The 25163-nt window shown below is 64.1% G+C and carries 16 protein-coding genes; 8 read left to right on the top strand and 8 right to left on the bottom strand.

Annotation, left to right across the window (positions count from 1 at the left end):
- The first annotated feature begins 16 nt into the window (after positions 1-16).
- From OGR47_RS17360 to OGR47_RS17335, 6 genes are all read left to right on the top strand, one after another.
- On the top strand, positions 17-3532 hold the full coding sequence (locus OGR47_RS17360; protein ID WP_165052088.1) for an indolepyruvate ferredoxin oxidoreductase family protein: 3516 nt from the start codon (positions 17-19) through the stop codon (positions 3530-3532).
- Between the two features lie 101 nt (positions 3533-3633).
- A complete protein-coding gene (locus tag OGR47_RS17355; protein ID WP_246729689.1) occupies positions 3634-4395 on the top strand; it encodes a cobalt-precorrin-6A reductase in 762 nt (253 codons plus the stop codon).
- A complete protein-coding gene (locus tag OGR47_RS17350; protein WP_165052090.1) occupies positions 4392-5849 on the top strand; it encodes a cobyric acid synthase in 1458 nt (485 codons plus the stop codon). The genes OGR47_RS17355 and OGR47_RS17350 overlap by 4 nt, the downstream gene beginning before the upstream one ends.
- Positions 5846-6859, top strand: a complete 1014-nt coding sequence (gene cobD, locus OGR47_RS17345) for a threonine-phosphate decarboxylase CobD (RefSeq protein WP_165052092.1) — start codon at positions 5846-5848, stop codon at positions 6857-6859. The genes OGR47_RS17350 and cobD overlap by 4 nt, the downstream gene beginning before the upstream one ends.
- Positions 6859-7596 (top strand): 5,6-dimethylbenzimidazole synthase, encoded by a 738-nt coding sequence (bluB, locus tag OGR47_RS17340; RefSeq protein ID WP_165052094.1) that lies wholly within the window; start codon positions 6859-6861, stop codon positions 7594-7596. Before cobD ends, bluB begins: the two co-directional genes overlap by 1 nt.
- Positions 7597-7737: 141 nt before the next feature.
- Positions 7738-8025 (top strand): hypothetical protein, encoded by a 288-nt coding sequence (locus OGR47_RS17335; RefSeq protein WP_165052096.1) that lies wholly within the window; start codon positions 7738-7740, stop codon positions 8023-8025.
- Between the two features lie 181 nt (positions 8026-8206).
- Here OGR47_RS17335 and OGR47_RS17330 read toward each other — a convergent pair whose 3' ends face one another.
- The 8 genes from OGR47_RS17330 to OGR47_RS17295 all read right to left on the bottom strand — a co-directional run bounded on the left by OGR47_RS17330 (position 8207) and on the right by OGR47_RS17295 (position 22825).
- Positions 8207-11308, bottom strand: a complete 3102-nt coding sequence (locus tag OGR47_RS17330; protein ID WP_165052098.1) for an efflux RND transporter permease subunit — start codon at positions 11306-11308, stop codon at positions 8207-8209.
- On the bottom strand, positions 11305-14442 hold the full coding sequence (locus OGR47_RS17325; protein WP_165052101.1) for an efflux RND transporter permease subunit: 3138 nt from the start codon (positions 14440-14442) through the stop codon (positions 11305-11307). The genes OGR47_RS17330 and OGR47_RS17325 overlap by 4 nt, the downstream gene beginning before the upstream one ends.
- A 12-nt stretch (positions 14443-14454) precedes the next feature.
- Positions 14455-15714, bottom strand: coding sequence for an efflux RND transporter periplasmic adaptor subunit (locus OGR47_RS17320; protein ID WP_165052104.1), 1260 nt, complete (start codon positions 15712-15714; stop codon positions 14455-14457).
- On the bottom strand, positions 15711-17267 hold the full coding sequence (locus tag OGR47_RS17315; protein WP_165052106.1) for an efflux transporter outer membrane subunit: 1557 nt from the start codon (positions 17265-17267) through the stop codon (positions 15711-15713). The genes OGR47_RS17320 and OGR47_RS17315 overlap by 4 nt, the downstream gene beginning before the upstream one ends.
- A gap of 209 nt (positions 17268-17476) precedes the next feature.
- Complete coding sequence (locus OGR47_RS17310; protein ID WP_165052108.1) at positions 17477-18112, bottom strand: DUF2147 domain-containing protein; 636 nt, start codon at positions 18110-18112, stop codon at positions 17477-17479.
- Positions 18113-18190: 78 nt separating this feature from the next.
- Positions 18191-20791 carry an MMPL family transporter gene (locus tag OGR47_RS17305; RefSeq protein WP_165052110.1) on the bottom strand — a complete coding sequence of 867 codons (2601 nt, stop codon included), beginning with the start codon at positions 20789-20791 and terminating at the stop codon, positions 18191-18193.
- 130 nt (positions 20792-20921) lie between these two features.
- Complete coding sequence (locus OGR47_RS17300) at positions 20922-22097, bottom strand: DUF1624 domain-containing protein (RefSeq protein ID WP_165052112.1); 1176 nt, start codon at positions 22095-22097, stop codon at positions 20922-20924.
- A complete protein-coding gene (locus OGR47_RS17295; RefSeq protein WP_165052115.1) occupies positions 22094-22825 on the bottom strand; it encodes a cytochrome c biogenesis CcdA family protein in 732 nt (243 codons plus the stop codon). The genes OGR47_RS17300 and OGR47_RS17295 overlap by 4 nt, the downstream gene beginning before the upstream one ends.
- 219 nt (positions 22826-23044) lie before the next feature.
- Here OGR47_RS17295 and OGR47_RS17290 point away from each other — a divergent pair, with 219 nt between their 5' ends.
- Together OGR47_RS17290 and OGR47_RS17285 are read left to right on the top strand one after the other, a co-directional pair.
- Positions 23045-23695 carry a PilZ domain-containing protein gene (locus tag OGR47_RS17290; RefSeq protein ID WP_165052117.1) on the top strand — a complete coding sequence of 217 codons (651 nt, stop codon included), beginning with the start codon at positions 23045-23047 and terminating at the stop codon, positions 23693-23695.
- Between the two features lie 156 nt (positions 23696-23851).
- On the top strand, positions 23852-25150 hold the full coding sequence (locus OGR47_RS17285) for a FecR domain-containing protein (protein WP_165052120.1): 1299 nt from the start codon (positions 23852-23854) through the stop codon (positions 25148-25150).
- Positions 25151-25163 lie beyond the last annotated feature (13 nt).

Genomic DNA, 25163 nt, shown 5'->3' with positions numbered 1-25163 from the left:
GCAGGAGAGTTATTGTATGACGGATCACGTCGCCGGCGCCTTGAACCCCGGCTCCGCCTTTGCCGAGGCCAAGCTCTCGGATCGTTTCGACCTTGCCCGCGACCGCGTGCTGATCACCGGCACGCAGGCTATTGTGCGCCTGCTGCTGATGCAAAAGGAGCGCGACCGCCGGGCCGGGCTCAACACAGCGGGCTTCATCACCGGCTATCGCGGCTCGCCGCTCGGCGGCGTCGACGCGCAGATGCACAGGGCGAAAGCCCTCTTCGACGCCAATGACATTCTCTTCATGCCGGGCCTCAATGAGGATCTCGCCGTCACCGCCGTGTGGGGCGCGCAGCAGGCCGAGATGCGCGGCGAAGGCAAATATGACGGCGTCTTCTCCATCTGGTACGGCAAGGGGCCGGGCGTCGACCGCAGCGGCGATGCGCTGCGCCACGTCAATCTGGCGGGCTCATCGCGTTTTGGCGGCGCGCTGGCGCTTATGGGCGACGATCACACTGCGGAATCTTCGACGACTGCGCATCAGTCCGACTTTCATTTCGTCGATGTGATGATGCCGATCCTCTCGCCGGCCGGCGTGCAGGAGATTCTGGATTACGGCGTTTATGGCTTCGCAATGTCGCGCTTCGCCGGCGTGTGGGTCGGCTTGAAGCTTCTGAAGGACACGGTGGAGTCGACCGCTTCGATCGACGCTTCTCTCGATCGCGTGCAGCCGATTATCCCGGAGGATTTCGTCCTGCCGCCGGGCGGGCTGAACATTCGTCCGGGAGATCCCGTGCTGGCGCAGGAAGAGCGGCTGCAGGAGAGCAAGCGCGACGCCATGCTCGCCTTCATCCGCGCCAATCGCCTCAACCGCATCATCACCTCGGGCGGCGCGAATCCCAAGATCGGCGTCATCACCGTCGGCAAATCCTATCTCGACGTGCGTCAGGCGCTCGACGATCTCGGCATCGACGAGGCGCGCGCCAATGATCTCGGCTTGCGCCTCTATAAGATCGCGGCGCCCTGGCCGCTCGAACCCAAAGGTTTGCACGAATTCGCGCGCGGCCTCGACCTCATCATGGTTGTCGAGGAGAAACGCTCGCTCATCGAGGTGCAGCTGCGCGAGGCGCTATACGGCTCGGCGCATCAGCCGGTCTGCATCGGCAAGAAGGACGAGCGCGGCGACTGGCTCTTCCCGGTGAAGGGCGCGCTCGACGCCAATGACATCGCCATCGCCATCGGCCGGCGGCTGTTGAAATATCATCCTTCGGAGGAACTCGACGCCCGCGTGCGCCGGTTGGAGCGCCTGCAGGACCGGCGCAAGACGATGACCGACGTCACCGTGCGCGTGCCGCATTTCTGCGCCGGCTGCCCGCATTCGACCTCGACCCATGTGCCGGAAGGCGCGCGCGCCTATACGGGCATCGGCTGCCATTACATGGCGCAATGGATGGGCCGCTCGACCGAGGGCTACACGCATATGGGCGGCGAGGGCGCCAATTGGATCGGCGAGGCGCCTTTTTCGACGCGCAAGCATATGTTCCAGAATCTCGGCGACGGCACCTACAACCATTCCGGTTCGCTCGCCATCCGCTTCGCCGTCGCGGCCAAGACCAACATCACCTTCAAGATTCTCTACAATGGCGTCGTCGCCATGACTGGCGGCCAGAAGCACGAAGGCGAGCTGACCGTCGAAGCGATCGTGAGTCAGGTCGCCGCCGAAGGCGTGAAAAAGATCGCGCTCGTCTCCGACGAGCCCGAAAAATACCCGCCGAGCATCGCCTGGCCGCCGGGTCTCACCATCCACCACCGCAACGTCCTCAACGAGGTTCAGCGCGAGCTTGCGCAGACCGAGGGCGTCACGGTCCTCATCTACGATCAGACTTGCGCGACCGAGAAGCGCCGTTTGCGCAAGCGAGGCCTCTTCCCCGACCCCGACGCGCGCGTCATCATCAATGAGCTGGTGTGCGAGGGCTGCGGCGATTGTGGCACGGCGTCGAACTGCGTCGCCGTGCAGCCGGTCGAGACCGAATTCGGCCGCAAGCGCCGCATCGACCAATCTGTCTGCAACAAGGATTTCTCCTGCCTGGAGGGCTTCTGCCCGAGCTTCGTGACCGTGCATGGCGGGCGCATGAAGAAGGCGCCACTGCCCACCAAGGAAGACACGAGCGGCCAGCCGGCGCTTCCTGAGCCCAATGTCGCCGGGATCGGCGAAACGCCTTACGGCATTCTCATCGCGGGGCTCGGTGGCACGGGCGTCGTGACGATTTCCGCGCTTCTCGGCATGGCGGCGCATCTCGAAGGCAAGGGCGTCGGCGTGATCGACATGGCCGGCCTCGCGCAAAAAGGCGGCGCCGTCTATTGCCATGTGAAGATCGGGCGCACGCCCGCCGAGGTTCACGCCATACGCATCGCCGCGGGCGAGGCCGATGTGCTGCTCGGCTGCGATCTCGTCGTCGCCGGCGCGAAGCAAGTGCTGGCGACGGTCGAGCACGGCAAGACGCATGTGCTCGTCAACAGCGCCGAGGTCTTCCCCGGCGACATCGAGCGCAATCCCGATTTCGTTCTACCCTCGGAGGAGGTCAAGCAGGCGATCCGGCGCGCCGGTGGGCCCGACGCTGCTTTCATCGACACCACGGCGTTCGCCCAAACGCTGCTCGGCGACTCCATCGCCGCTAACGTCTTCATCCTCGGCTATGCCTGGCAGAAAGGTTATCTGCCGCTCTCCGAGGCCGCCATCCTGCGCGCGATCGAGCTCAACGGCGAATCCGTGCCGATGAATCACTCGGCCTTTCTCTGGGGCCGTCGCGCCGCGCATGACATGGAGAGCGTCGAGGCGGTGGTCGAGTCGCTGCAGCGTCCGACGCAGACGCGTGAGCGCTCCAAGACGCTCGACGAACTGATCGAGCGCCGCGCCGCCTATCTCGTCGATTATCAGAACGAGGCCTATGCCGCGCATTACCACGCCCGCGTCGCGGCGGTCGCCCAGCTCGAAAAGGCCCGCGTTCCCGGCGCGCAGGAATTGACCGAAGCCGTCGCGCGCTACCTCTTCAAGCTCATGGCCTTCAAGGACGAGTTCGAAGTCGCGCGCCTTTATACGACCGAGGCTTTCCAGCGCCAGCTTTCGGAGACCTTCGAAGGCGATCTCAAGCTCGATCTGCATCTCGCGCCGCCCATCCCCTTCCTGCAGAGCAAGACGGACTTCGGCGGCTCGCGCAAGATCACCTTCGGCCCCTGGATGTTCAAGGTGATGAAGGTTCTCGCCAGGCTCAAATGGCTGCGCGGCTCCTTCTTCGACTTCACGCGCTTCAACAATGACCGCATCGTGGAGCGGCGGCTGCTGGCGGAATATGAGGCGCTGATCGACGAGCTTCTCGCCTCGCTGACGCCGGAGAACCACGCCGTCGCAGTGGCGCTCGCCCGCGTTCCGGAGAAAATCCGCGGCTTCGGCAATGTGAAGGCGCGCCATATCGCGGCCGCCGACGCCGAGCGCGAGAGGCTCTTCGCCGAATTCCGCAGCCCTGCGGCCGTGAAGCTCGCCGCAGAGTGAAAGCCGCAGTGAAATTGGCTGACGCTCCGAAAACTCCCTCGCCGTCATTGCGAGGAGCCGAAGGCGACGAAGCAATCCAGCGCCACGACGCGGCCCCTGGATTGCCGCGCTTCGCTCGCAATGACGAAAGCCGCCGTATCCTTCTGCTGGCGGGGACGAGCGAGGCGCGCGCGCTCGCCGAGCGCATTGCGGCCGAGGCGCGCGACGAAGCCATCGCCTCGCTCGCCGGCCGCACCAGCGCGCCGATCGCGCTCGCCTTGCCGACGCGCATCGGCGGCTTTGGCGGGGTAGAGGGGCTGAAGCGTTATCTCGTCGACGAGCGCATCACGCATGTCATCGACGCCACGCATCCTTTCGCGGCGCAAATCTCCGCCAATGCGCAGGCCGCCTGCGCCGCGCTTGCCTTGCCGCTGGTCGTCTACGCGCGAGAGCCCTGGCGGCCCATGGCCGAAGATCGCTGGATCGAGGTCGACAGCAATCTTGAGGCCGTTCATGCGCTGGGCGGCGCGCCCCGCCGCGTCTTTCTCACCATCGGCCGGCAGGGCGTCGCGGATTTTCGCGGGGCGCCCCAGCATGAGTACCTGCTGCGCGTGATCGAGCCGCCTGAAGCAAGCGACCTCCCGCCCAAATGCGAGGTGATGTCCGCGCGAGGCCCCTTCACGCGTACGGATGAAATCGCACTCATGCGCGAAAAGCGCATCGATGTGGTCGTCAGCAAGAACAGCGGCGGCGCGCTCACCTACGCCAAGATCGAAGCCGCGCGCGAGCTCGGGTTGCCTGTCGTCATGATCCAGCCGCCGCCGCGCGGGGGCGTCGCCGTCGCGTATCGTATCGACGCTGTCATGGCGCTCCTCGCGTCATGAGCCGGGTCTTGATGATTCAGGGCACCGGGTCCGACGTCGGCAAGTCGCTCATCGTCGCAGGGCTCGCGCGCGCCTTCGTCAATCGCGGCCTCAGGATCGCGCCCTTCAAGCCGCAGAATATGTCGAACAATGCGGCGGTGACGGCGGATGGCGGCGAGATCGGCCGCGCCCAGGCGTTGCAGGCGCGCGCGGCCAGGCTGGCGCCGACGGTCGACATGAATCCCGTGCTGTTGAAGCCGCAGGGCGTGAACGGATCGCAGGTGGTGGTGCGCGGTGTCATCGCAGGACAGGCGAAGGCGCGCGAATATCAGGACTGGAAGCCGCGCCTGAAGCCCGCCGTCATGGAAAGCTTCGCACGCCTCAAGGCGCAAAGCGACCTCGTCATTGTCGAAGGCGCCGGCAGCGCGGCGGAGATCAATCTGCGCGCCAACGACATCGCCAATATGGGCTTCGCACGGGAAGCCGACGCGCCTGTCATTCTCGTCGGCGATATCGACCGGGGCGGCGTCATTGCGCAGCTCGTCGGCTGCAAGGCCGTGCTCGATCCACAAGACGCGGCGATGGTTCAGGGTTTCATCGTAAATAAGATGCGCGGCGACGCCTCCTTGTTCGATGACGGCATGCGCTTCATCGCCGCGCGCACCGGCTGGCGGGCTCTGGGCCTCGTTCCCTATTTCGAAGCGGCCACAAGGCTGCCGGCCGAAGATGCTTTCGGCCTGCGTGCCGCACGCAGCGGCAAGAGCAATGGCGTCGTCATCGCCGTTCCGCTGTTGCCGCATATCGCCAATTTCGACGATCTCGATCCGTTGAAGGCGGAGCCGGCAGTTGATCTGCGTCTCATTCAGGCCGGCGCGCCTTTGCCGGCCGAGGCGGCGCTCGTCATTCTTCCGGGCTCCAAGGCGACAATCGCCGATCTTGCGGCGTTACGCGCCAATGGCTGGGACATCGATCTGCTCGCGCATGCGCGGCGCGGCGGGCGCGTCTACGGCATTTGCGGCGGCTATCAAATGCTCGGCCGCGCGATTTGCGATCCGCAGCGCATGGAAGGCGATGTGGCGCTGGCGCCGGGACTCGGCCTGCTCGACATCGAGACGAGGCTCACAGACAAGAAGACGCTCACGAGCGTCACGGGGCGGGCGATCGCGTTCGACGCGCGCTTCCATGGCTATGAAATGCACATAGGCGAGACCTCGGGCGAAGATTGCGGGCGGCCGGTTTTGCGTTTTCACGACGGTCGCCTCGACGGCGCCATATCGCGCAATGGCCTTGTCATGGGCGCCTATGTGCACGGCCTCTTTTCCGAAGGCGCCTTTCGCGCGGCCTTCTTGCGATGGGTCGGCGCCGAGGCGTCGCCGCTGCGGTTCGAGGACATGATCGAGGAAACGCTCGACGCGCTCGCCGCGCATTGCGAAACGCATATCGACCTCGACGCCTTGTTGGAGATCGCGCGATGAGCGCGCATGCGCCGCTTTCGTCCCCGATTGCGCATGGCGGCCGCCTCGACGCTGCGCGCCGCGCTTATCCGAATGCGCCTGAGCCCTGGATCGACCTTTCGACAGGGATCAATCCGACACCCTACTCCTTGCCTGTGATCGCGCCCGAAGCTTGGACGCGGCTCCCTGATGAGGCGGCTTTCGCCAGCCTTGAGGCTGCGGCGCGCGCGGCTTATCGCGCGCCGCGCGATTGCGCGATCGTCGCGGGCGCCGGCGCGCAGGCTTTCATTCAGTTGTTGCCGCGCGTTTTCCCGGCGCGGCGCGTCGGCGTGTTGGACTTCACTTATGCGGAGCACGGCGCCTGCTGGGCCGCTAACGGCGCAAAGGTCGAGACGGTTGCGACAATCGAAGAACTCATGGGCTTCGACGTCGCGGTCGTCGTCAACCCGAATAACCCCGATGGCCGCATTGCTTTCCCGTGCGACCTCGGCCCGCTGGCGCAAGAGATGACGCGCAAGGGCGGATTGCTCATTATCGACGAGTCATTCATGGACTTCGCGCTCGATCACAGTGCGTCGCCTCTTGCATCGTTGGAAGGCGTCGTTGTGCTTCGGTCGTTTGGAAAAGCCTATGGGCTTGCCGGGCTGCGGCTCGGCTTCGCGCTCTGTGCGCCCGCTCGCGCCGCGATTCTGCGCGCAGCGCTAGGTCCCTGGGCGGTCTCCGGCCCGGCGCTCGCTATCGGCGCCCAGGCGCTCGCTGATTCGCGGTGGCGAGACGCCGCCGCAGCAGCCTGCGCGACTGAGGCCGCGCGTCTCGATGCGACGCTGACGCTCGCAGGATTTGAACTCCTGGGCGGCACGTCGCTCTTTCGACTGTTTCGTCACGACAAGGCGCGGGATTGGTTTGTGCGCCTCTGCGAGAAGGGCGTCCTTGTGCGGGCCTTTCCCGAGCGACCGAATTGGCTGCGATTCGGACTCCCGGGGTCGGAGACGGCTTGGATGCGGTTAAGCGCCGCTTTGGAGATCGGCTGATGGCGGGCGATCCGGGGGATAACCCGCCTTTCGACGCGGCTGAGATCGAGCGCGACATCGGCGTCGCTGCGCCCTTTGACGAGGTCGAGCGCGCGGCGGTCTATCGCGCGATCTACACCCGCCGTGATGTGCGCAATGAATTCCTGGAGGACGATGTCCCGCAGGATCTTCTGATGCGCCTTCTCGACGCGGCCCATCACGCGCCCTCCGTCGGATTCATGCAGCCGTGGAATTTTATCGTGATTCGCGACAAAGCGGTGCGCGGCGCGGTGCATGAGGCTTTTTTGCGCGGCGCGCAGTCCGAGGTTGAAATGCTCGCTCCCGAACGGCGCGCGCATTACCGCAACCTCAAGCTCGAAGGCATTCTGAAAGCCCCGCTCAATATTTGCGTGACGTGCGACCGCAATCGCCACGGCCCAACGGGGCTGGGGCGCACGCAACAGCCCAACACCGATCTTTTGAGCACGGCTTGCGCGGTGCAAAATCTATGGCTTGCGGCGCGCGTCGAAGGGGTCGGTGTCGGTTGGGTCAGCATCATGCGCGAGGAGGAGCTGCGCTCAATTCTGGGAATCCCGGAAGAAATCGCCGTCGTCGCCTATCTCTGCGTGGGTTTTGTCGAACGCGCCTATCGGCGGCCGGAGCTCGAGGTGAAACGCTGGGCGTCGCGCCTGCCGCTTGAAAGCCTGGTTTTCCAAGACCGCTGGGGTGTGTCTTGCCCGTTCACAAAGGCGCCTTAAATCTCCGTAATAAATCCTTCAGCGAAGAGTCATTCGGCTGTCAACCGCATCTTAAGCCTCGGAAGCCAGGCTGATTTAGACGCGGCCATACCCGAAAGATAGTCGCGACGCTCCATGGCAGGGGCAGCGGAGACGACAGAGATGGCTACGGCGCGATTCGAACAGCTTTTCGACAAGACATTCCCTATCGCCAATAATTTGATCCTCACCGTGACTGAGGTGCCCGAATGCGAGGAGGAGCTTATAAAGCTGCTCGAACGCGCAATGCTTCGCGGCTTCGATAACCACGCGCGCCTCACGCAGATCCAACTGCCGATGGAGCGCTTCCCTTTCATGGATTCTAAATTCTGGCACGTTCCGGTCGAGGATTGCGGCAAGGCGCAGGTGCTGCGCTTCTTCTTCGAACAGCCCGAGACCGAGGCGCATTGAGCGCGCGGCGCGCGTCTCACGTCCTTCCCAGTTGAACAGCTCGCATCGGTGCTTGTCATTCCTGGCGGGCTAAAAGCCCGACCGGGAATCCAGAACCACAAAAGCGCTGGTTTTGCTGTGGATCCCCGATCGCTCACTTTGCGAGCGTCGAGGACGACGTTAACGACTAAGCAGATTCGGTCTACTCGGCAGGCGCCGTCCGCTCGTGCGCAAACGCCTCCTCGCGACGTTTGCGACGCAGCTTGCTCATCAAGAGATAGATGACCGGCGTCGAATAGAGTGTCAGCATTTGGCTCAGCAGCAATCCGCCGATGATCGTGATGCCGAGCGGGCGACGCAGCTCGGCGCCGATTCCTCCAGCAAAAGCGAGCGGCAGCGCGCCGAACATGGCGGCGAGCGTCGTCATGAGGATCGGGCGGAAGCGTTCCTTCGCTGCTTCCAGCGCGGCGTCATGGATCGAAAGGCCGCGCTCGCGTTCCGCGTGAAGCGCGAAGTCGACGAGCATGATGCCGTTCTTTTTCACGATGCCGATCAAAAGCAGAATGCCGATGAAAGCGATTACAGTGAACTCCACGCCGAAGACGTCGAGGGCAAGGAGCGCGCCGAGGCCCGCCGAAGGCAGGGTCGAGATGATCGTGATCGGATGCACCAGGCTTTCATAGAGAATGCCGAGGATGATGTAGACCGCGAGCAGCGCGGCGAGGATAAGCGCCGCCATGCCGCGCGCCACTTTGCGGAAGTCTGCGGCGTCGCCCGCGAAACCCGCATGCAGGCTGCTCGGCGGATTCATCTCCTCGACCGCCTTTTCAACGGCTGCGGTGGCGGCGTCGAGGGTTGAGCCCGGCGCAACATTGTAAGAAAGGGTGACCGCCGGCAGCACGCCCTGGTGATTCACCACGAGCGGCATGGAGCTACGCTCCACGCGCGCCACTGCGGTGAGCGGAATCTGCGTTCCCGTAGCGCTCGACACATAGATTCCCGCGAGGTCGCGGATGTCGCGCTGGCGCGACGGCGGCGTCTCGAAGATGACGCGGTATTGGTTGCGCTGCGTGTAGATGATCGTGTCCTGCCGCTGACCAAAGGCGCTGTTGAGCGCATTGTCGATGGCGGCGATCGGCACATTCAGCCGCGAGGCGGCGTTGCGGTCGATGATGAGCTGCGCGCGCAACCCGCCGAGCTCTTTGTCCGACGTCACGTCCGCGAGCTGTGGCAGCCGTTTGAGCCTATCGAGAACCTTCACGCGCCACTCTTCGAGCTCGTCCAGCGAGGCGTCGGACAAGGTGAATTGATATTGCGCCTTGCTGACGCGGCCGCCCGAGCGCAGGTCCTGGGAGGGCACCATGAAAACGCTCACGCCCGCGATTTTTGCGAAAGACTTGCGCAGCCTGTCGATGACTTCCCGGCTCGATGACTTGCGTTCGCTGATCGGCTTCAGCGCGACGAAAACGCGCCCCTGATTTCCAGACGCTGTGAGCGAATTGGCGCCGATGAAGGAGCCGACATTGGCGACGTCGGGGTCGTTCATCAAGGCGTCGTTCACTTGCCTTTGCAGCCGCACCATCTCCTCGAAGGAGACATCGGGCGCGGCTTCCGACGTGCCATTGATGAGGCCGATGTCATCCTGGGGAAGATTGCCCTTCGGGATCGTCCGGTAGAGCTGCACCGTCCAGAGCACGGAGACCAGAATGACGACGAGCGTGATCCAGGGATGGTCCACGACGGGCCGCAAGGTGCGGGCGTAGAAGGAGACGATCTTGTCGAGCCCGTTCTCGATCAAGCGATCGAAGCGCGTCTTGTGGTCTCGTTTCGGCGCCGGCAGCCAGGCGCAAATCATCGGCGTGACTGTGAGCGAGACCACCGTCGAAATCAGGATGGCGAAGGTGAGGGTCACCGAAAATTCGCGCAGAAGCCGCCCCATCACGCCTTCCATGAAGAGCAGTGGAATAAACACGGCGATGAGCGACAGGCTGATCGAGACAACCGTAAAACTGATTTGCTTCGAGCCTTCGAGCGCCGCCTGGAGGCGGCTCAGGCCGCTTTCCTGATAGCTCTCGATATTCTCGATCATCACGATCGCGTCGTCGACGACGAAACCCACTGCGATCGTGAGCGCCATCAGCGATAGATTGTCGATCGAGAAGCCGGCCAGCCACATGGCGGCGCAAGTGCCGACGAGCGAGAGCGGCACTGTGATTCCGGCGGCGATGACGGGCGTCGCGCGACGCAGAAAGAAGAAGACCACCATCATCACGAGCGCGATCGAGATCGCGAGCGTCAATTGGATGTCGTGGATGCTGGCGCGAATCGTCTGGGTGCGGTCGGCGAGGACGTTGATCTTGATCCCAGCGGGAATCCACTGCTGCAATTGCGGCAGGAGCGCCTTGATATGGTCGACGGTCTCGATGACGTTCGCCGAGGGCTGCTTGGTGACGATGATGATGACCGCGGATCTGCCGTTGAACCAACCGGCGGACATGCGATTGCGCACGCCGCGTTCAACCCTGGCGACGTCGCCAAGCTTCACGATCGCGCCATTGCGCGACGCGACGACGATGTTGCGATAATCTTCCGGCGTCGAGAGCTGGTCCGTCGTATCGAAGGTGATTTCCTGCGTCCCACCGGAGAGGGCGCCGACGGCGGCGTGGGCGTTTGCGGTGAAGAGCGCCTTGCCCACCTCGTTGACGCCGAGATTCATCGCGGCCAAGCGGGCCGAATCGACTTGCACGCGAATGGCGGGCTGCTCGGCGCCGGCGATGCGCGCCTCGGCGACGCCGGGCACTTGCGAGATGCGTTGCGCGATCACCGAATCGGTGGCGTCGAAAATGGCGCTCGTGGGCAGCGTGTCGGAGGTCAGCGCCAGCACCAGGACGGGCATGGTGGATTGGCTGGCTTTGCGAAAGCTCGGCGCGGTGGGCAGATCGGTGGGCAGATCGACGAGGGCGGCGTTGATCGCCGCCTGAACGTCGCGGGCGGCGGCGTCGATATTCTTGTCGATGTCGAATTGCGCGATGATCTGCGTGCTGCCGAGCGAGCTCGTCGAGGTCAGCTCGTTCAAGCCCGATATGCCGGAGAGGCGCCGCTCGAGCGGCGCAGCGACGGAGGCGGCCATTGTCTCCGGGTCGGCGCCGGGACGCGACGCGCCGATGCCGATGGCGGGAAAATCCACCGCAGGCAGGCTCGCGACCGGCAGGAAGAAATAGGCGACGGCGCCGATCAGGAAGAGCGCGGCGCCGAGGAGCGTCGTGCCGACCGGCCGCCGGATGAAGGGCTCCGAAACATTCATTCCGCCGCCTCCCGCCGTTGCGGCGTCTCCTCGGTCGCCGCCCCGAAAGCTTCCTCTTCGTCGTCTTGCCGCAGCGGCTTCAAGAAGCGGCGGCGCAGCCGGTCGACCTGCAGATAGATGACCGGCGTCGTGTAAAGCGTCAGCGCCTGGGAGAGCAGCAGGCCGCCAATGATCGAGACGCCGAGCGGAATGCGCAACTCGCTGCCCGGCCCGGTCGCGAGGGCGAGCGGCAGGGCGCCAAAGAGCGCGGCGAGCGTCGTCATCATGATCGGCCGGAAACGCATATGCGCGGCATGTACAATGGACTCGCGCGGCGACATCCCTTCGTCACGCTCCGCCTCGAGGGCGAAGTCGATCATCATGATCGCATTTTTCTTCACGATGCCCATGAGCAGCACGACGCCGATCAGGGCGACAATCGACATATCGATGCCCAGGATCATCAGCGCGAGCAACGCGCCGACGCCTGCCGACGGCAAAGTGGTGAGCACAGTGAAGGGATGGGCGAAGCTCTCATAGAGCACGCCCAGCACCACATAGATGGCGATGATCGCCGCCAGAATGAGCCAGGGCTCGCTCGCCAGCGATTTGTTGAACTCGGCGGCGTCGGCGCTGAAGACGCCGATGATCGACGAGGGCATGCCGATCGCCGACTGCGCCTGCGCCATCAGCTTCACCGCGTCGCCGAGCGCGACGCCGTCCGCAAGATCGAAGCTAATGGTCGAAGCAGGGAACTGGTCCTGATGCGCCACGGAAAGCGGCGCAGCTTTGTTCTCGACGCGCACGAAAGTCGCGACCGGAGTCTGCGGCCCGCCGCCGACCGGCGCCACATAGAGCTTCTCGAGAGCCGACATGTCGCGCAAATATTGCGGCGCCGCTTCGAGGATGACGCGATATTGATTCGACTGCGTGTAGATCGTCGAAATCTGCCGCTGCCCGAACGCGTCGTTCAGCACATTATCGACGTCCTGCGCCGAAATGCCGAGGCGGCCCATCTTCTCGCGGTCGATCTTCATCAGCGCTCGCAGGCCGCCGTCCTGGGTCTCGGCGGCGACATTCTTGAGCCCCGGCGTTTTGCGCAATTCGTCGACGAGCCGGTTGGACCAGAGCATGAGCTCGCCCGAGTCGGCGGAGGTCAGCGTATATTGATATTGCGAGCGGCTCGGCCGCGTCGTGATCTGGATATCCTGGACCGGCTCGATGAACAGCGAGACGCCGGCGACCTTTTCCCCCGCAGCTTTCAGCCGATCGGCGATGACGTCGGCGCTGGTGTCGCGAATTTCGCGGCTGCGCAGGGTTACGGTGAGGCGGCCGACATTTGTCGTGGCGTTGAGCGGGCCGACGCCGAGCACCGACGTGACGCCGGTCACTTCAGGGTCTTTGCGCAAGACCTGCGTCACCTGCGCCTGCAGCGCCTTCATGCGCTCGAAGGACGCGTCGGGCGCGGCCTCCATAACGACGCTCAGCACGCCCGTGTCCTGGCGCGGGAGAAAGCCTTTCGGGATGACGATGTAGAGCGCCACCGTCAAAGCGAGTGTGCCGGCGGTCAGGGCGAGCATGAAGGTCTCGCGCTTCAGCGCCCAGTCGAGCGAGCGATAGTAGAGACGGTCGAGCCACAGTGACACGATTTCCCATGTCGAATGCGCGCGCGTCGGCGCGCTTTTGAGCAGCACCGCGCAGAGCATTGGCGTCAGCGTGAGCGAAATGACGGCCGAGATAACGACGGCGATGGAGAGCGTCAGCGCGAATTCGCGGAACATGCGCCCGACAATGCCGGTCATGAACAAGAGCGGAATGAAAACCGCGATGAGCGAGACGGTCAGCGAAACGACGGTGAAGCCGATCTCACGCGCGCCGTCGAGCGCCGCCTGAAGCGGCTTCTTTCCGCGCTCGATATTGCGCACGATGTTCTCGATCATGACGATGGCGTCGTCGACGATGAAGCCGGTGCCGATGGTGAGCGCCATCAGCGAGAGATTGTCGAGCGAGAAGCCCATCCCCCACATGACGAAGAAGGTGGCGATGATCGAGAGCGGCAAGCTGACGCCGGCGATGAGCGTCGCGCGCCAGCTGTGCAGGAACAGCAGCACGACCGCGACGACGAGGCCGCCGGCGATGAGAAGCGTCATCTCCACTTCGTGGATAGAGGCGCGGATCGTGTCGGTGCGGTCGTTGACGATGTCGAGGCTCATGCCGGCCGGCAGCTCGCCGCGCAGCTTCGGCAGCGTTTCTTTGACCAGCTCGACCGTCGCGATGATATTGGCGCCCGGCTGGCGCATCACGTCGAGCACAATGGATTGCTCGCCGTCGTACCAGCCGCCGACGCGGGCGTTTTCGAGTCCGTCCGCGACCTTGGCGACGTCGCGCAGCATGACCGGCGAATTATTGCGCCAGGCGACGATGATCGTCTCATACTGCTTGGCTTGAAGGATCTGATCGTTGGCGTCGAGCGTGTAGGACTGCCGCTTTCCGTCGAGCGATCCCTTGGCACCGGCGTTATTGGCGGCCGCGACGGCCTGACGCAAATCCTCCATGCCGATGCGGTTGGCGGCGAGCCGCGCGAGATCCGCCTCGATGCGCACGGCGGGGCGCACGCCGCCCTGCACCGACACCCGGCCGACGCCGGAGACTTGCGACAATTGCGGCGCAATCAGCGTGTCGGCGAGATCGCTCAGATCGCGCAACGTCGCGGTTTTGGAGCGCAGCGTGAGAGTCAGCACCGCGGTGTCGGCCGGGTTCACTTTGGCGTAAACCGGCGGGTAGGGGAGATCGCGCGGCAGCGTCGAGGCGGCGGCGTTGATCGCCGCCTGGACATCCTGCGCGGCGGCGTCGATGTCGCGGTCGAGGGCGAATTGCAGCGTGACCTGCGACAGGCCGAAAGAGCTCTGCGACGACATGCTGGCGAGCGAGGGAATCTGTCCGAACTGCCGCTCGAGCGAGGCCGTCACCAGCGAGGCGATGGTGTCGGGATTGGCGCCGGGAAGCTGCGTCGTGACCTGGATCGTCGGAAAATCGACCTGCGGCAGCGGCGAGATGGAAAGACGCGAATAGCCCAGCAGGCCGAACAGCAGGACGGCGAAGGCCATGAGCGAGGTCGCTACCGGCCTGTTGATGAAGGGCGCCGAAATATTCATGCCGCTTTCTGTTTACTTTCCGGGAGAGCCCTCTCCCTTTGCGCCGCCTTGGCGGCGATTGATCTGCTCTGGCTTGGTTTCGGGGCCGGCCGCCGCGGCGACGGGCTCCTCGGCTTTGATCACATGGACCTTGGCGCCCTCGGAGAGGCGCGAGAAGCCGCTGGTCACGATGGTCGTCCCGGGTTCCAGCCCCGATGTGACGACGACGATGTTCTCATCCTGCCGTCCGGTCGTGACGCTTCTTATATTTGCGTGACCGTCCTCGCCGAGAACATACACGAAGGCGCCATTCGGTCCGCGCTGAACGGCGGGGCTCGGCGCGACGATCGCGTTTCGGATCGTGTCGAGCATGAGCCGGACGTTGACGAACTGGCCGGGCCAAAGAGCGAGGTTATCATTTGCGAAACTGGACTTTAGTTTTACGGTGCCGGTGAGCTGGTCAATCTGGTTGTCGACCACTTTCAGCTCGCCGGTCTCGATCACGCTGGCGTTGTCGGAGCCGAGCGCGCGCACCTTGGCGACGCCATTGGCCTGCGCCTTCTGCACCGCGGGTAGGGCTTGCTGCGGCAATGTGAAGACGACGTTGATCGGCTTCAGCTGCGTGATGACGACAATACCGCTCTGGTCGGAAGCGTGAAGGATATTGCCGACGTCGACAAGGCGGATGCCGACGCGTCCGTCGATCGGCGAGCGGATCGTGGCGTATTCGAGGGTCGTCCTGGCGTTGTCGATCGCCGCCTGATCGGCGCGCACCTGCGCCTCGAGTTGGCTCACTTGCGCTTTCTGGGTCGCATATTGCTGCTGCGACAGAAATTTGCCTGCGACGAGCTTTTCGTAGCGCGCCATGTCGACGCGGGCGTTGGCGAGATTGGCTTCGTCCTGCGCTTTTTTGGCGACGGCCTGATCGTATTGCGCCTTGTAGAGCGCCGGGTCGATCTCAGCGAGGACGTCGCCTTTCTTGACGTCCTGACCCTCGGTGAAGTCGAGGCGCAGCAGCCTTCCGTCGACCTGAGTTCGAATAACGACCGAGTTGAGCGCCTGCACCGTGCCGACCGCATCGATCGTCACCGGAACGTCCTGGATGCGCGTTTGCGCCGTCGTTACGGTCACGATGGCGTCGCCGCGGCCGCGTCTTCCATCCGCCTGGTCGGCAGAGGATTTATCGGCGGCAGGAAAACCGGGCAGCACGCCAGCGCGATAGGCCCCGCCCGCGGCAAGAGCGACTGCGAGCGCGCCGAGCGCCATGAGAATACGCCTGTCGGCGCGTATCATGGATGAATCCCTTTGTCCGCCTCATAGGCGGCGTTTGCGGAAGCGATTTCGGCGTCTCGCGTGGTCGGTGACCAACCGCCGCCGAGAGCTTGATATAGGCTCGTCGCCGATTGAAAATAAGACAGCCGGGCCAGAGCAAGTTGATCCTGCGCCAGGAAGAGCGTGTTCTGCGTCGTCGAAAGGGTGACGATGTCGATCGTGCCTTCCTGCAGCCGCATCTCCGCCGCCGTCAGCGCGCGCCGGGCGGCCGCGACGGCGAGGCCCTGGAGCCTGACCGCTTGCGCGGTCTCCTTCGAGGCGATGAGCGCGTTCTCCGTGTCGGACAGCGCCGTCAGGATTTGTTTTTTGTAGAGCGCGCCAAGCTCGGCGTAGCGGCCCTTCTGCTGCTCGTAATTCCCCTGCAGATTATAGCCGTCGAAAATCGGCTGGGCGAGATTCGAGGCGATTTGCCAGCCGATCGCTTCGGGGCGCAGAAGATTATGCAGCAAGGCGGTCTGCACCCCGTATTGGCCGGTGAGCGTGATCGAGGGGAAGAACATCGCCCGGGCTTGCAGCACCGAGAATTCCTGCGAGGCGAGCTGGGCCTCGGCGTTGGCGACGTCTGGGCGGCGCAGCAGCATTTCTGACGGCAGGCCCGGCGCGACTTTCGGATAGGCGAGCTTGGTGAGCGATCCGCCCTTGACGGAGAGGCTCTCGGGCGTTTGGCCGACGAGAACGGCGAGCTGGTTGCGGGTCTGCCGCAAGGTCTGCTCGAGCGGCGGGATCGACGCCCGCTGCTGGGCGACAACGGTCTCCTGCTGCGCCGTGTCGAGCACGCTGGCGACGCCGACCTCGAAGCGCGCCTGAATGGCGCGGTACACACGCTCGGCGATGGCGACGTTATTGTGGGCGATATTCAGTCGGTCCTGGGCCGTCAGCACCTGGAAATAGGCGTTCAGCACCGCCGCGATCGTGGAGATCTCGACCGTGTCCCGGTTGAAGCGGCTGGCGTTGGCGAGCAGCCGCGAGGCGTAGGAGGCGTCTTCGTTTTTGCCCCAGAAGTCGATCTCATAGCTAGCCGTGAGGCCGAGCTGGAAGAAATTATATTCGCGCGCGCTGAAGCCCGTGGAGGAAGACGTGGTCGTCGAGGTCGACGTTGCCGGGCTCAAGCCGGTGCTCGCCGAGCCGATATTGGTCGTCGTGCCGGGGGTGCGCGTTCTGCGCGCGATGTCCTGCATGGCGACGTTCGGCCAGAGCGCCGCGCTCGAGACGCGCGCCTGGGCGTCCGCCTGCTGAATGCGGGCCACGGCGGCGGCGATGTCGAGATTGTCGCCGACCGCCTGCTCTACAAGCGCCGTCAGCTCCTTCGAGCCGAACCTTGCCGCAAAATCCGGGCCTCGCGCAATGGGTTTGGCGGAAGCGGATTTGGCCTCGCGAAAGGTTTCGGGCGGCGGCGTCGCGAGATCCGGCTTCTCCCATTCGAGGTCGCAGGACGACAGGCAAAGCGCAGCCGCCGCGCCAAACGCGGCTCGTCGTTTCTTCCCAGCAAAAGCGCAAACGACGTCAGCCCTCAACGGAAGCTCGTCCTTGTTTTTCCGCAGAGGTCTGTCCGCCAAAAACAGGCCGCGGTCAAGATAACTCTATCGAACATGTCGGAATTAGCCAGTCAGGGCAGGAAAAGGTCAACGCCGCCCATGCGACGCTTGCGCCGGGTCTGCCCGGACGCTCGCCTACCGCACTGCAAGCGTCAAGTTACCTATCGTTAACCCGCGGCGAAAGCCGCTCATTCCTCGCCGTCGCCCGATTTGGGCGCGGCCGGCTTTGCCGGAGCAGGCTTTGCTGGAGCCGCCTTTGCTGGCGCTGGCTTTACGGGCGCCGATTTCGAATCGCTCGGCCGGGGCGCTAGCTTTGCGCCCTTGGCGGCGTCCTGAGCCGCCGCTTTTGCCGGGGTTTTGTCTTTTTCCTTGTCGGCGGATTTGGCGGCCTCGGGCGCTTGAGCCTTGGCGCCCTTGGCTTCCGTCTTATCGACCGGCGCGACGGTCTTCGTCGGGCCGGAGATGCGCGTCCATGTCTCGCTTTGGCAAAGGAAGGCGACAAGGCAACCGCTCAGCGTCAGCTGATCAGACGTCTCAAAGGTAATTTTGCCTGTGTAGGTTTTGCCGTCCTCTGGATTGTAGAGGTCGCCCTTCCAGCTATTGGGGCCCGTCTTTGTCGCGTAACGCAGGATCAGCGGCGGCGGGCTGCCGTCGCGCATCGGAAGTATGCCCTTCGCGCAGAGCTTGCCGCTGCAATCGAAGAATTCGAGCTTATCGGTCGGGTGGCCGTCGCGCGCCCAGACGCCGTAGATTTCCGTCGTGGTGGCCGCGGCGGGCCCGCAAATAGCCGTCGCGGCGAGGATGCTCTGCAATAGTCTCTTCATGACAGCCCGGCCCCCGACCCGATTCGCTTCCTAAAATATATCGCTCTTCGCATAGCGAAAAACCGAATGGCGGCGCCGTCAAGGCGCATCGGCCTCGCCTTGGGCAGGATGTGGCGGCGGTCCGAGGAACGCCGGCACGATGATGAAGGCCGCAAGCAGGGTGAAGAAAAGCGAAAGCGTCAGAAATTCGCCCATGCTCGCCGTGCCGGGATGGCTCGATAAGAAGAGGCTGCCGAAGGCCGTTCCCGTCGTCAGGGAGCTGAAGAAGATCGCACGCGTCAGGCTCGACGCCAGCATATCTACGACGCCCTTTCGCCAGGCGACCACGTAGTAAATATGAAAGGCGACGCCCACGCCGAACATCAGCGGCAGCGCGATGATGTTGGCGAAATTGAGCGGCACGCCAAGCAATTCCGCCGCCTGAAGGCTCATGACGCCGGCGAGCACGAGCGGCCCGAGCGTGAGCGCGACGTCCTTGGCGTTGCGCAGGGCGATGGCGAGAATCAGGAAGACGGCAAGGAAAGCGAAGAGGCCTGCCTCCAGAAAGGCGCGGGTCACGGTCTTTCCCGCTTCCGAAATGATGACCGGCGCGCCGCTCGACTCCGGCGCGACCGAGAGCACCGCGTCGGCGAATTTCGACATCACCTCGAGATCATTGCCATTGCCCTTGGGCGTCGTCTCGAGCCGCAGGACGCCGGTGGCCGAGATCCAGTCCGATCGCAGTTGCTGAGGCAAGGAGTCGGGCGTCACGCGCTGGGCCTTTAGCGCGTCGCGCATCTGGCCGATGAGCTTTTCGAAGCCGGTGAAGGCGGCGGCGCGGGCCTTTTCGCGGGTCGCTGGGCTTGCCTTGGCGAGGCCCTCGAGCGCCGCAGCGAAGCGGAGCGTCTGCGGCGAAGGCGCTTTGGCGACGGCCGCGCGCAGCGCCTTGGCGGCGCCGATCAGGGCTTTGACGGTCTCCGCGTCGGTTGGCGCCGGCTTGGTCTTGGGGTAGAGCGCCCCATGCAGCTCCTTTGACGCGCGCTCGATGAGCGCGAGCTTCTCGTCCTGATCCACAGGGATGAGCGAATCGATCGAGTCCACATGATCGACCTCGGGCAAGGTTAGAATTTTCTCCTTGAGCTGGCGCGCCGCCTCAAAAGAAGAGGCCAGCGTCTCGATTTTGTTGGGCGCGGTTTTTGGGTCCTTGTTGAGGTCGAGGAAGGTCGCGACCGACTCGACTTTCTGGTCGCGCAAATTCATCGGGTTGGAGTCGAAACGCAGCCGCAAGAGATAGGGCGTTCCGGCGAGAACGACGGTAGCGGTGGCGACGAGAACGAGCTTTCGGTGATGGGCGATCCAATGATCGACCGCCGCAAGCGAATGGGTCGCGATCGGCACGTGCTCCGCCGGCGGACGCAGGAGTTTGATCGCCGCCGGCAGGAAGCTGAGCGTCGCGAGATAGGCGATGATCATTCCGACGCCGGCGATGAGGCCCAGCTCCGCGACGCCCAGGAAATTCGTCGGCAGGAAGCAGAAGAAGCCGGCGAGCAACGAGACGGCGGCGAGAGTGAGCGACCCCCCGATGCCGCGGGTCGCCTCGAGAATTGCGCGTTCCAGATCGCCTTGGTCGTGGCGTTCTTCACGATAGCGGGTCGCGAATTGGATGCCGAAGTCGACGCCGAGCCCGATGAAAAGCGCGGCGAAGGCGACCGAAATCAAATTGAAGCGGCCGATCAGCAGAACGCCCAAGCCGGAGGTGATGGCGAGGCCCGCGAGCAGGGTGAGGAGCACCGCGAAGATAAGCTTGGGCGAGCGCAGCGCGGCGAAAAGGATGAGCGAGACGACGACGAGCGTGCCGACGGTGTTCAGCGCCATGTTCTCGGAGAGCGTGGCGAATTCCTCATCCGCGAGCGGCGCCTCGCCGGTCAGGCGGAAGACGAAGCCGTTTTCCTTTGTAATGCCGAGCTCCGCCGCGGTTTTGCGCACAAGCGCGATCGAGTCGGCGGCGGGCTGAAGGGCGGTGAAGTCGAGGACGGGCGTAATGAGGACGACGCGGCGCTTCTCGGGCGGCGGGCCGGGCGGGGCGGCGTCGGCCTTGCCGCCAGAAAGCAGCTTCTCCCAGTCGACCTGGGTTTCCCGGCCCGCGAGCGCCTGCTCGAAAGCGCGCGAAAACTCATCGAGGCCGGAGAGATACATGGCGGTCGCGCGCTCGCTGCCGGCGGCGCGTTTCTGATTGGCGACGAGGACGTTGGAGAGGCCGCGCAAGGTCGGGTCTTCGGCGAGCGGCGTCAGCACGTCGCGCTGGCCGATCATCATGCCGACCGTATGCTCGACCTCGGGCAGATCGAGGTAGAGCAGGCCATTCTTCATGAAGAAGGCGGGATCGTCCGGGCGCCAGACGCGCTGCATCAGCGGCTTGCCCGTGAGCCCCGCGGTGAGCCGCGCCGCCGCGTCGTCAGCCGCCTCGCCGGTCTTCGCGTCGATGACCGCGACGATCGAATTCTCGAGCTGGGGGAAGGCGCGATAGAGCGCCGTCTGGTTTTTCCGCCATGCCATGTTCGGCGAGAAAAGATTTGTCGTATCCGTATCGATCGCGAAACGGTCGACCGTGAGGTAAACGCCCCCGCCCGTCAGGGCCAGCGTGAGAAGAACCACTGTCCAGGGCCAACGAAGACAGAAGGCCACCAGTTTTTCTAACATTACCCGACCCCGGACCATATTTGCGACGTTCATTCAGCGGAATAAGCGCCAATTATTGTGTTCTTCTATACGCGAGCGCAGTCCGCGCACCAAGGCGCCGGGATAGACAATTGCTGACAAGCGTTAAGGATTACAGATAACTCAGCCACCAGAGATCGCTCCTGCGGCGTTTGATTTCGGCAAACCACCGGCAGAGCGGGTAAAGTCCTATGACCACGAGAATCCAGATGAGGTAGGCGCCGGCAAGCCCTGTCCCGAAATCGTCTGGCGGCGCGCCGGATTTGACGACAGCGGCGATGTCTTCGAGCGAATAGCCCCGCCAAGCCGCGAGCGCCAAGACGGCCGCGACGCCGACATATAAATGCAGAACGTAAAAGAAGAGGGGCGTGCGGCCAAAAATCGCGAGCGCGCGACCAGCAGCGCCGCCAAGGCGCTCCAGCGCGGGCAGGGCGAGCGCCGCGCCGCCGAGCGTGACGAGCAAATAGAGCAGCGACGGCGGATATTTTGTGACGTTGAGGAAGGAAAGCGCCGAGCCGATCCCATCCGCCCGCAGCGCGAAGGCGCGGGGGTCGCCATAGAGATTGGGGGCCCGCAGCAGGATGAAAAGCGCCAGCGCGCCGAGCCCCGCCTTGAGCAGGATAGAATCGCGCTCCTGCGCGCTTCGTTGGAAGAGCGGTCCGACCCCATAGCCGAGCGCCAGGACCCCAATCCAGGGGAGGGCCGGGTACAGGACGCGGCCGGGGAGGTCGAGCGGCAAGGCGCCGGGTTCATGCAACAGTCGCCACCAGGGCGCGAAGGCTCCGAGGTCTGCGGCGTGAATGCCGTCGAGCAGGTTATGGCCAAGGATGATCGCCGCGCCTATGGCGAAAACCACCGCCGGCCGCGCGAGCGAAAGGACCGAGAGCGCCAGAAGCCCGCAACCGATCGCCCAAAGCGTTCCCAAGCTGATGCGCCCCGGGCCACCCCAAACCGGGCTGATCACGATAGCGTCGAGCAGGATGAGCCAGACGCCTCGCGTCGCCAGGAAAAGGCTCAGCGCTTTGTGGTTCCGCTTGGCTCCGTAAAGGAAGGCGCCGACGCCGGCCAGGACGGCGAATGTCGGCGCGCAGAAATGGGTGATGAAGCGGGTGAAAAACAGAAAGGGATAGGTGCGGTCGAGATCGGTGGGGCTGAATCGCAGCGCGTCGGCGTCAAAGAAGTCGCGCATATGGTCCAGCGCCATGACGACCATGACGAGACCGCGCAGCCGGTCGATTTCCGGCAGACGTGGATCGTCTGACCGTTCCTCGCTGGGGATCGCGCTCATCCCAGCGTCGCCAACCCCGGGAACAATTCGAGGAGCCAAAAGGACATTTCCTGCACGCCGCCGGTAAGGAAAGCGACGCCCGTGAAGATCAGCAGGACCCCGACGATCTTCTCGACCTTGCCGAAATGTCTACGAAAACGGGCGACGAAGGCCAGAAAGCGCCCGAGCGCAAAGCCAGCGACGATAAAGGGCAGCCCGAGCCCCAGAGAATAAGTGGCGAGCAAGGCGGCGCCACGCGCCACGGTATCCTGCGTCCCTGCGACGGCGAGAATCGCCGCGAGGATCGGCCCGATGCAGGGGGTCCAGCCGAAGGCAAAGGCGAGACCCATCACATAAGAGCCGAAAAGCCCCATGGGCTTCGAAATTTCCGCGCGCTTCTCCCGATAGAGCAGGCTCACCTTGAGCAGGCCGACGAAGTGGAGGCCCATCAGGATGATGATCGCCCCGGCGACCCAGGACAGGATTTGGAGATTGGCGCGGATCACCGCGCCGAAGGCGCTCGCCGTCGCGCCCAGCGCTACGAATACGGTGGTAAAACCGAGAACGAAGAGGACAGCCGACACGAGAACGTCGCGCCTTGCGCGCGAGCGCGACTCGATCTCCAAATCCTCCATGCTGACGCCGGCCAGATAGGTCAGATAGGGAGGCACCAGTGGCAGGACGCAAGGGGAGAGGAAAGACAGAAGCCCCGCCGCCGCAGCCGCTGGAAAAGTGACGTCCGCCGCCATGGTCATCCTCTAAAGCGTCTTCTCCGGAAAACCGGTCGCGGTTTCCCGAAAAGATGCAAAGTCGAGAGAAATCCAAGCAGCCATTCGTCGGCGCGTTTGCTTGGAAGGATTTGACGCGTTTGTGCCATAGCCCAGGCGCGGCGCAAAGGCCATTGCACAAACGAGTGGCTGTCGAACGGATTAATTTCCGTTAATCCGTTAACTTAATATGAGAACTTTTTGCTGACGCTGGCTTTCGAAACCTCGTCGTCGGTGGGCAGCATGGCGCTACAACCCGGATTTGAAATCGACATTAGCCGGACGCCGCTGCATGGCCCGGCCGTTGGCGTCGATCTGGACGCGTGTTTCAGCTCGCCTGACGGATCCGAGTATTCATGCCGAATCATCGCGGCATCCACCGGAGAAATGACGCTCTCGACGCCGGCCCGGCCGCGGTATGGGGACCGGATTATCGTTCATGTTCTGGAGCTTGGTCGCTTCGAGGGAAATGTTGAGCGTCAGATGGACGGTGGCTTCGCCATCAGTCTCGACCTCTCCGTGACGCGACGGCGCAAGCTGGCGGCGCAGCTTGTCTGGTTTGCCAATCGGGAGGTTTGCGGTCTCCCGGACGCTCGCCGGCACAAGCGCATCGTCCCGCGAATGCCGTGGACGATGATCCGCATGCCCGCCGGTAGGGAAAATGTGGCGCGGATCAATGATGTCTCGCTCTCTGGAATCAGCGTCCTGACCTCGGCGCAAGCCATGATCGGAGAGCGGGTGTCGCTCGGGGTCAAGACTGCGGTGGTGGCGCGCATCTTCGACGGCGGTCTTGTCGCGCAGTTCGACGAGTATTTCGAAGAGGGGCAGATTTCCGACATGCTCAGATTTTGACGCTTCAGCCAAATGTGACGAAAAAGCCACTTAACCGGAAATTAAGCCCTATTTCGGCCACGGCCGGTTGCGTCTCCGCTCGGGCGTTGAGATAGATTTGGCAAATAGAGGCAGTTGTTGCCGTTTTTCCAAATCTGGCATTTCCGGGGGACCTTCATGCGCAGAACCGCGATCGCGACAACCGCTCTCTGCGCTTTGACTTTCCCGGCGGCCGCCGAAGAGACGATCGGCTCCGCGGCCGCCATCGAGAAGGACGTGCAGGGCGCTTCCAGTGGGCGCAGCATGCGCCTTTCAAAGGGCGACGAGGTCTATTTCGACGAGGTGCTGACGACCGGCGCCGCAAGCCGCGGCAAATTCGTCTTTGCAGACCGCACCGACCTGCAGATGGGACCTTCGTCGCGTGTGAAGCTCGACAATTTCGTCTATGCGGGCGGCGCGGGCGCGACCTTCAACGCCGCCAAGGGCGCTTTTCGTTTCGTTTCCGCCCCCGGCGAGCACAAGCCCTATGACGTGCGCACTCCCACCGCGACGATTGGCGTGCGCGGCACCAATTACGGCGTGCGGGTGACCCCGGGCCGGACGGACGCCGTCCTCTACGCCGGCGCGATCGAGGTTTGCGACTCGACGGGCGCTCAGTGCCGCGTGCTGGATAAGCCCTGCACCACCGTCACGGTCACGCCGAACCATGTTTCCGAGCCCAAAAAGGTCGGCAAGAAGGATTGGAGCTTCGACAATACGTGCAAGGGCGCGCCGCCGCCCTCGGACCATGGCTCCAACCCGCCGCCGGGCGAACCCGCGCCGCCGCCCCCGCCGGGCGGGGAGGCGCCAAGCTTCAACTGGAGCGGTCCCACGATTGGCTTCACCGCCGGCTCGGTCGTCGGCAACAGCTATTTCGCCGATCCGGTGCCGCTCAACGGCGCGGCCTTCGCCGGCGGCCTCAAGATCGGCTATATGCTGCCGATCTGGGCCAATATTGTCGCGGGCTTCGAGACCGACGCGCAATTTCGTTCGTCGATCGGCGGCTCATCCAACGGCGAGGGCTCCGTTTCCGGCTCGCGGCCGGGCTATATCGGCACGGCGCGCCTCAAGTTCGGCTACGCCTTCGACCGTATCCTGGTCTACGGCACAGGCGGTCTTGCCTACGGCCATATTATCGCGCCCAAAAGCTACTCCGGCTTCAACGTCGGCGGTGCGGGCTATTCGACCGGCGCGAGCCTCGACCACGCCTTCCTGCCGGGCTGGTCGGTGGGCGGCGGCGTGAGCTACGCGCTGACGCAGAACATCTCCGTCAACGCCGAATATCTCTACATCAAGCTCCAGCACCATTATCCGGCCTACACCACCAGCGCCGCGCCCGGGGCCGTTGCTGTCGGCGACCACAGCGCCATGCACGGCATTCGTTTCGGCGTGAATTTCGGCTTCTCGCCGGCCGATCTGGCCCGCCTTATCCGGTAGAGCGCATTCCGCA

The sequence above is a fragment of the Methylocystis sp. MJC1 genome (assembly GCF_026427715.1).
Classification (GTDB): domain Bacteria; phylum Pseudomonadota; class Alphaproteobacteria; order Rhizobiales; family Beijerinckiaceae; genus Methylocystis.
This window is presented reverse-complemented; position numbering and strand designations above follow the sequence as displayed.

Coding starts and splice junctions, on each gene's coding strand:
- OGR47_RS17360 (WP_165052088.1), top strand. CDS start 17: ATGACGGATCACGTCGCCGGCGCCTTGAACCCCGGCTCCGCCTTTGCC.
- OGR47_RS17350 (WP_165052090.1), top strand. CDS start 4,392: ATGAGCCGGGTCTTGATGATTCAGGGCACCGGGTCCGACGTCGGCAAG.
- cobD (WP_165052092.1), top strand. CDS start 5,846: ATGAGCGCGCATGCGCCGCTTTCGTCCCCGATTGCGCATGGCGGCCGC.
- bluB (WP_165052094.1), top strand. CDS start 6,859: ATGGCGGGCGATCCGGGGGATAACCCGCCTTTCGACGCGGCTGAGATC.
- OGR47_RS17335 (WP_165052096.1), top strand. CDS start 7,738: ATGGCTACGGCGCGATTCGAACAGCTTTTCGACAAGACATTCCCTATC.
- OGR47_RS17330 (WP_165052098.1), bottom strand. CDS start 11,308: ATGAATGTTTCGGAGCCCTTCATCCGGCGGCCGGTCGGCACGACGCTC.
- OGR47_RS17325 (WP_165052101.1), bottom strand. CDS start 14,442: ATGAATATTTCGGCGCCCTTCATCAACAGGCCGGTAGCGACCTCGCTC.
- OGR47_RS17320 (WP_165052104.1), bottom strand. CDS start 15,714: ATGATACGCGCCGACAGGCGTATTCTCATGGCGCTCGGCGCGCTCGCA.
- OGR47_RS17310 (WP_165052108.1), bottom strand. CDS start 18,112: ATGAAGAGACTATTGCAGAGCATCCTCGCCGCGACGGCTATTTGCGGG.
- OGR47_RS17305 (WP_165052110.1), bottom strand. CDS start 20,791: ATGTTAGAAAAACTGGTGGCCTTCTGTCTTCGTTGGCCCTGGACAGTG.
- OGR47_RS17300 (WP_165052112.1), bottom strand. CDS start 22,097: ATGAGCGCGATCCCCAGCGAGGAACGGTCAGACGATCCACGTCTGCCG.
- OGR47_RS17295 (WP_165052115.1), bottom strand. CDS start 22,825: ATGGCGGCGGACGTCACTTTTCCAGCGGCTGCGGCGGCGGGGCTTCTG.
- OGR47_RS17285 (WP_165052120.1), top strand. CDS start 23,852: ATGCGCAGAACCGCGATCGCGACAACCGCTCTCTGCGCTTTGACTTTC.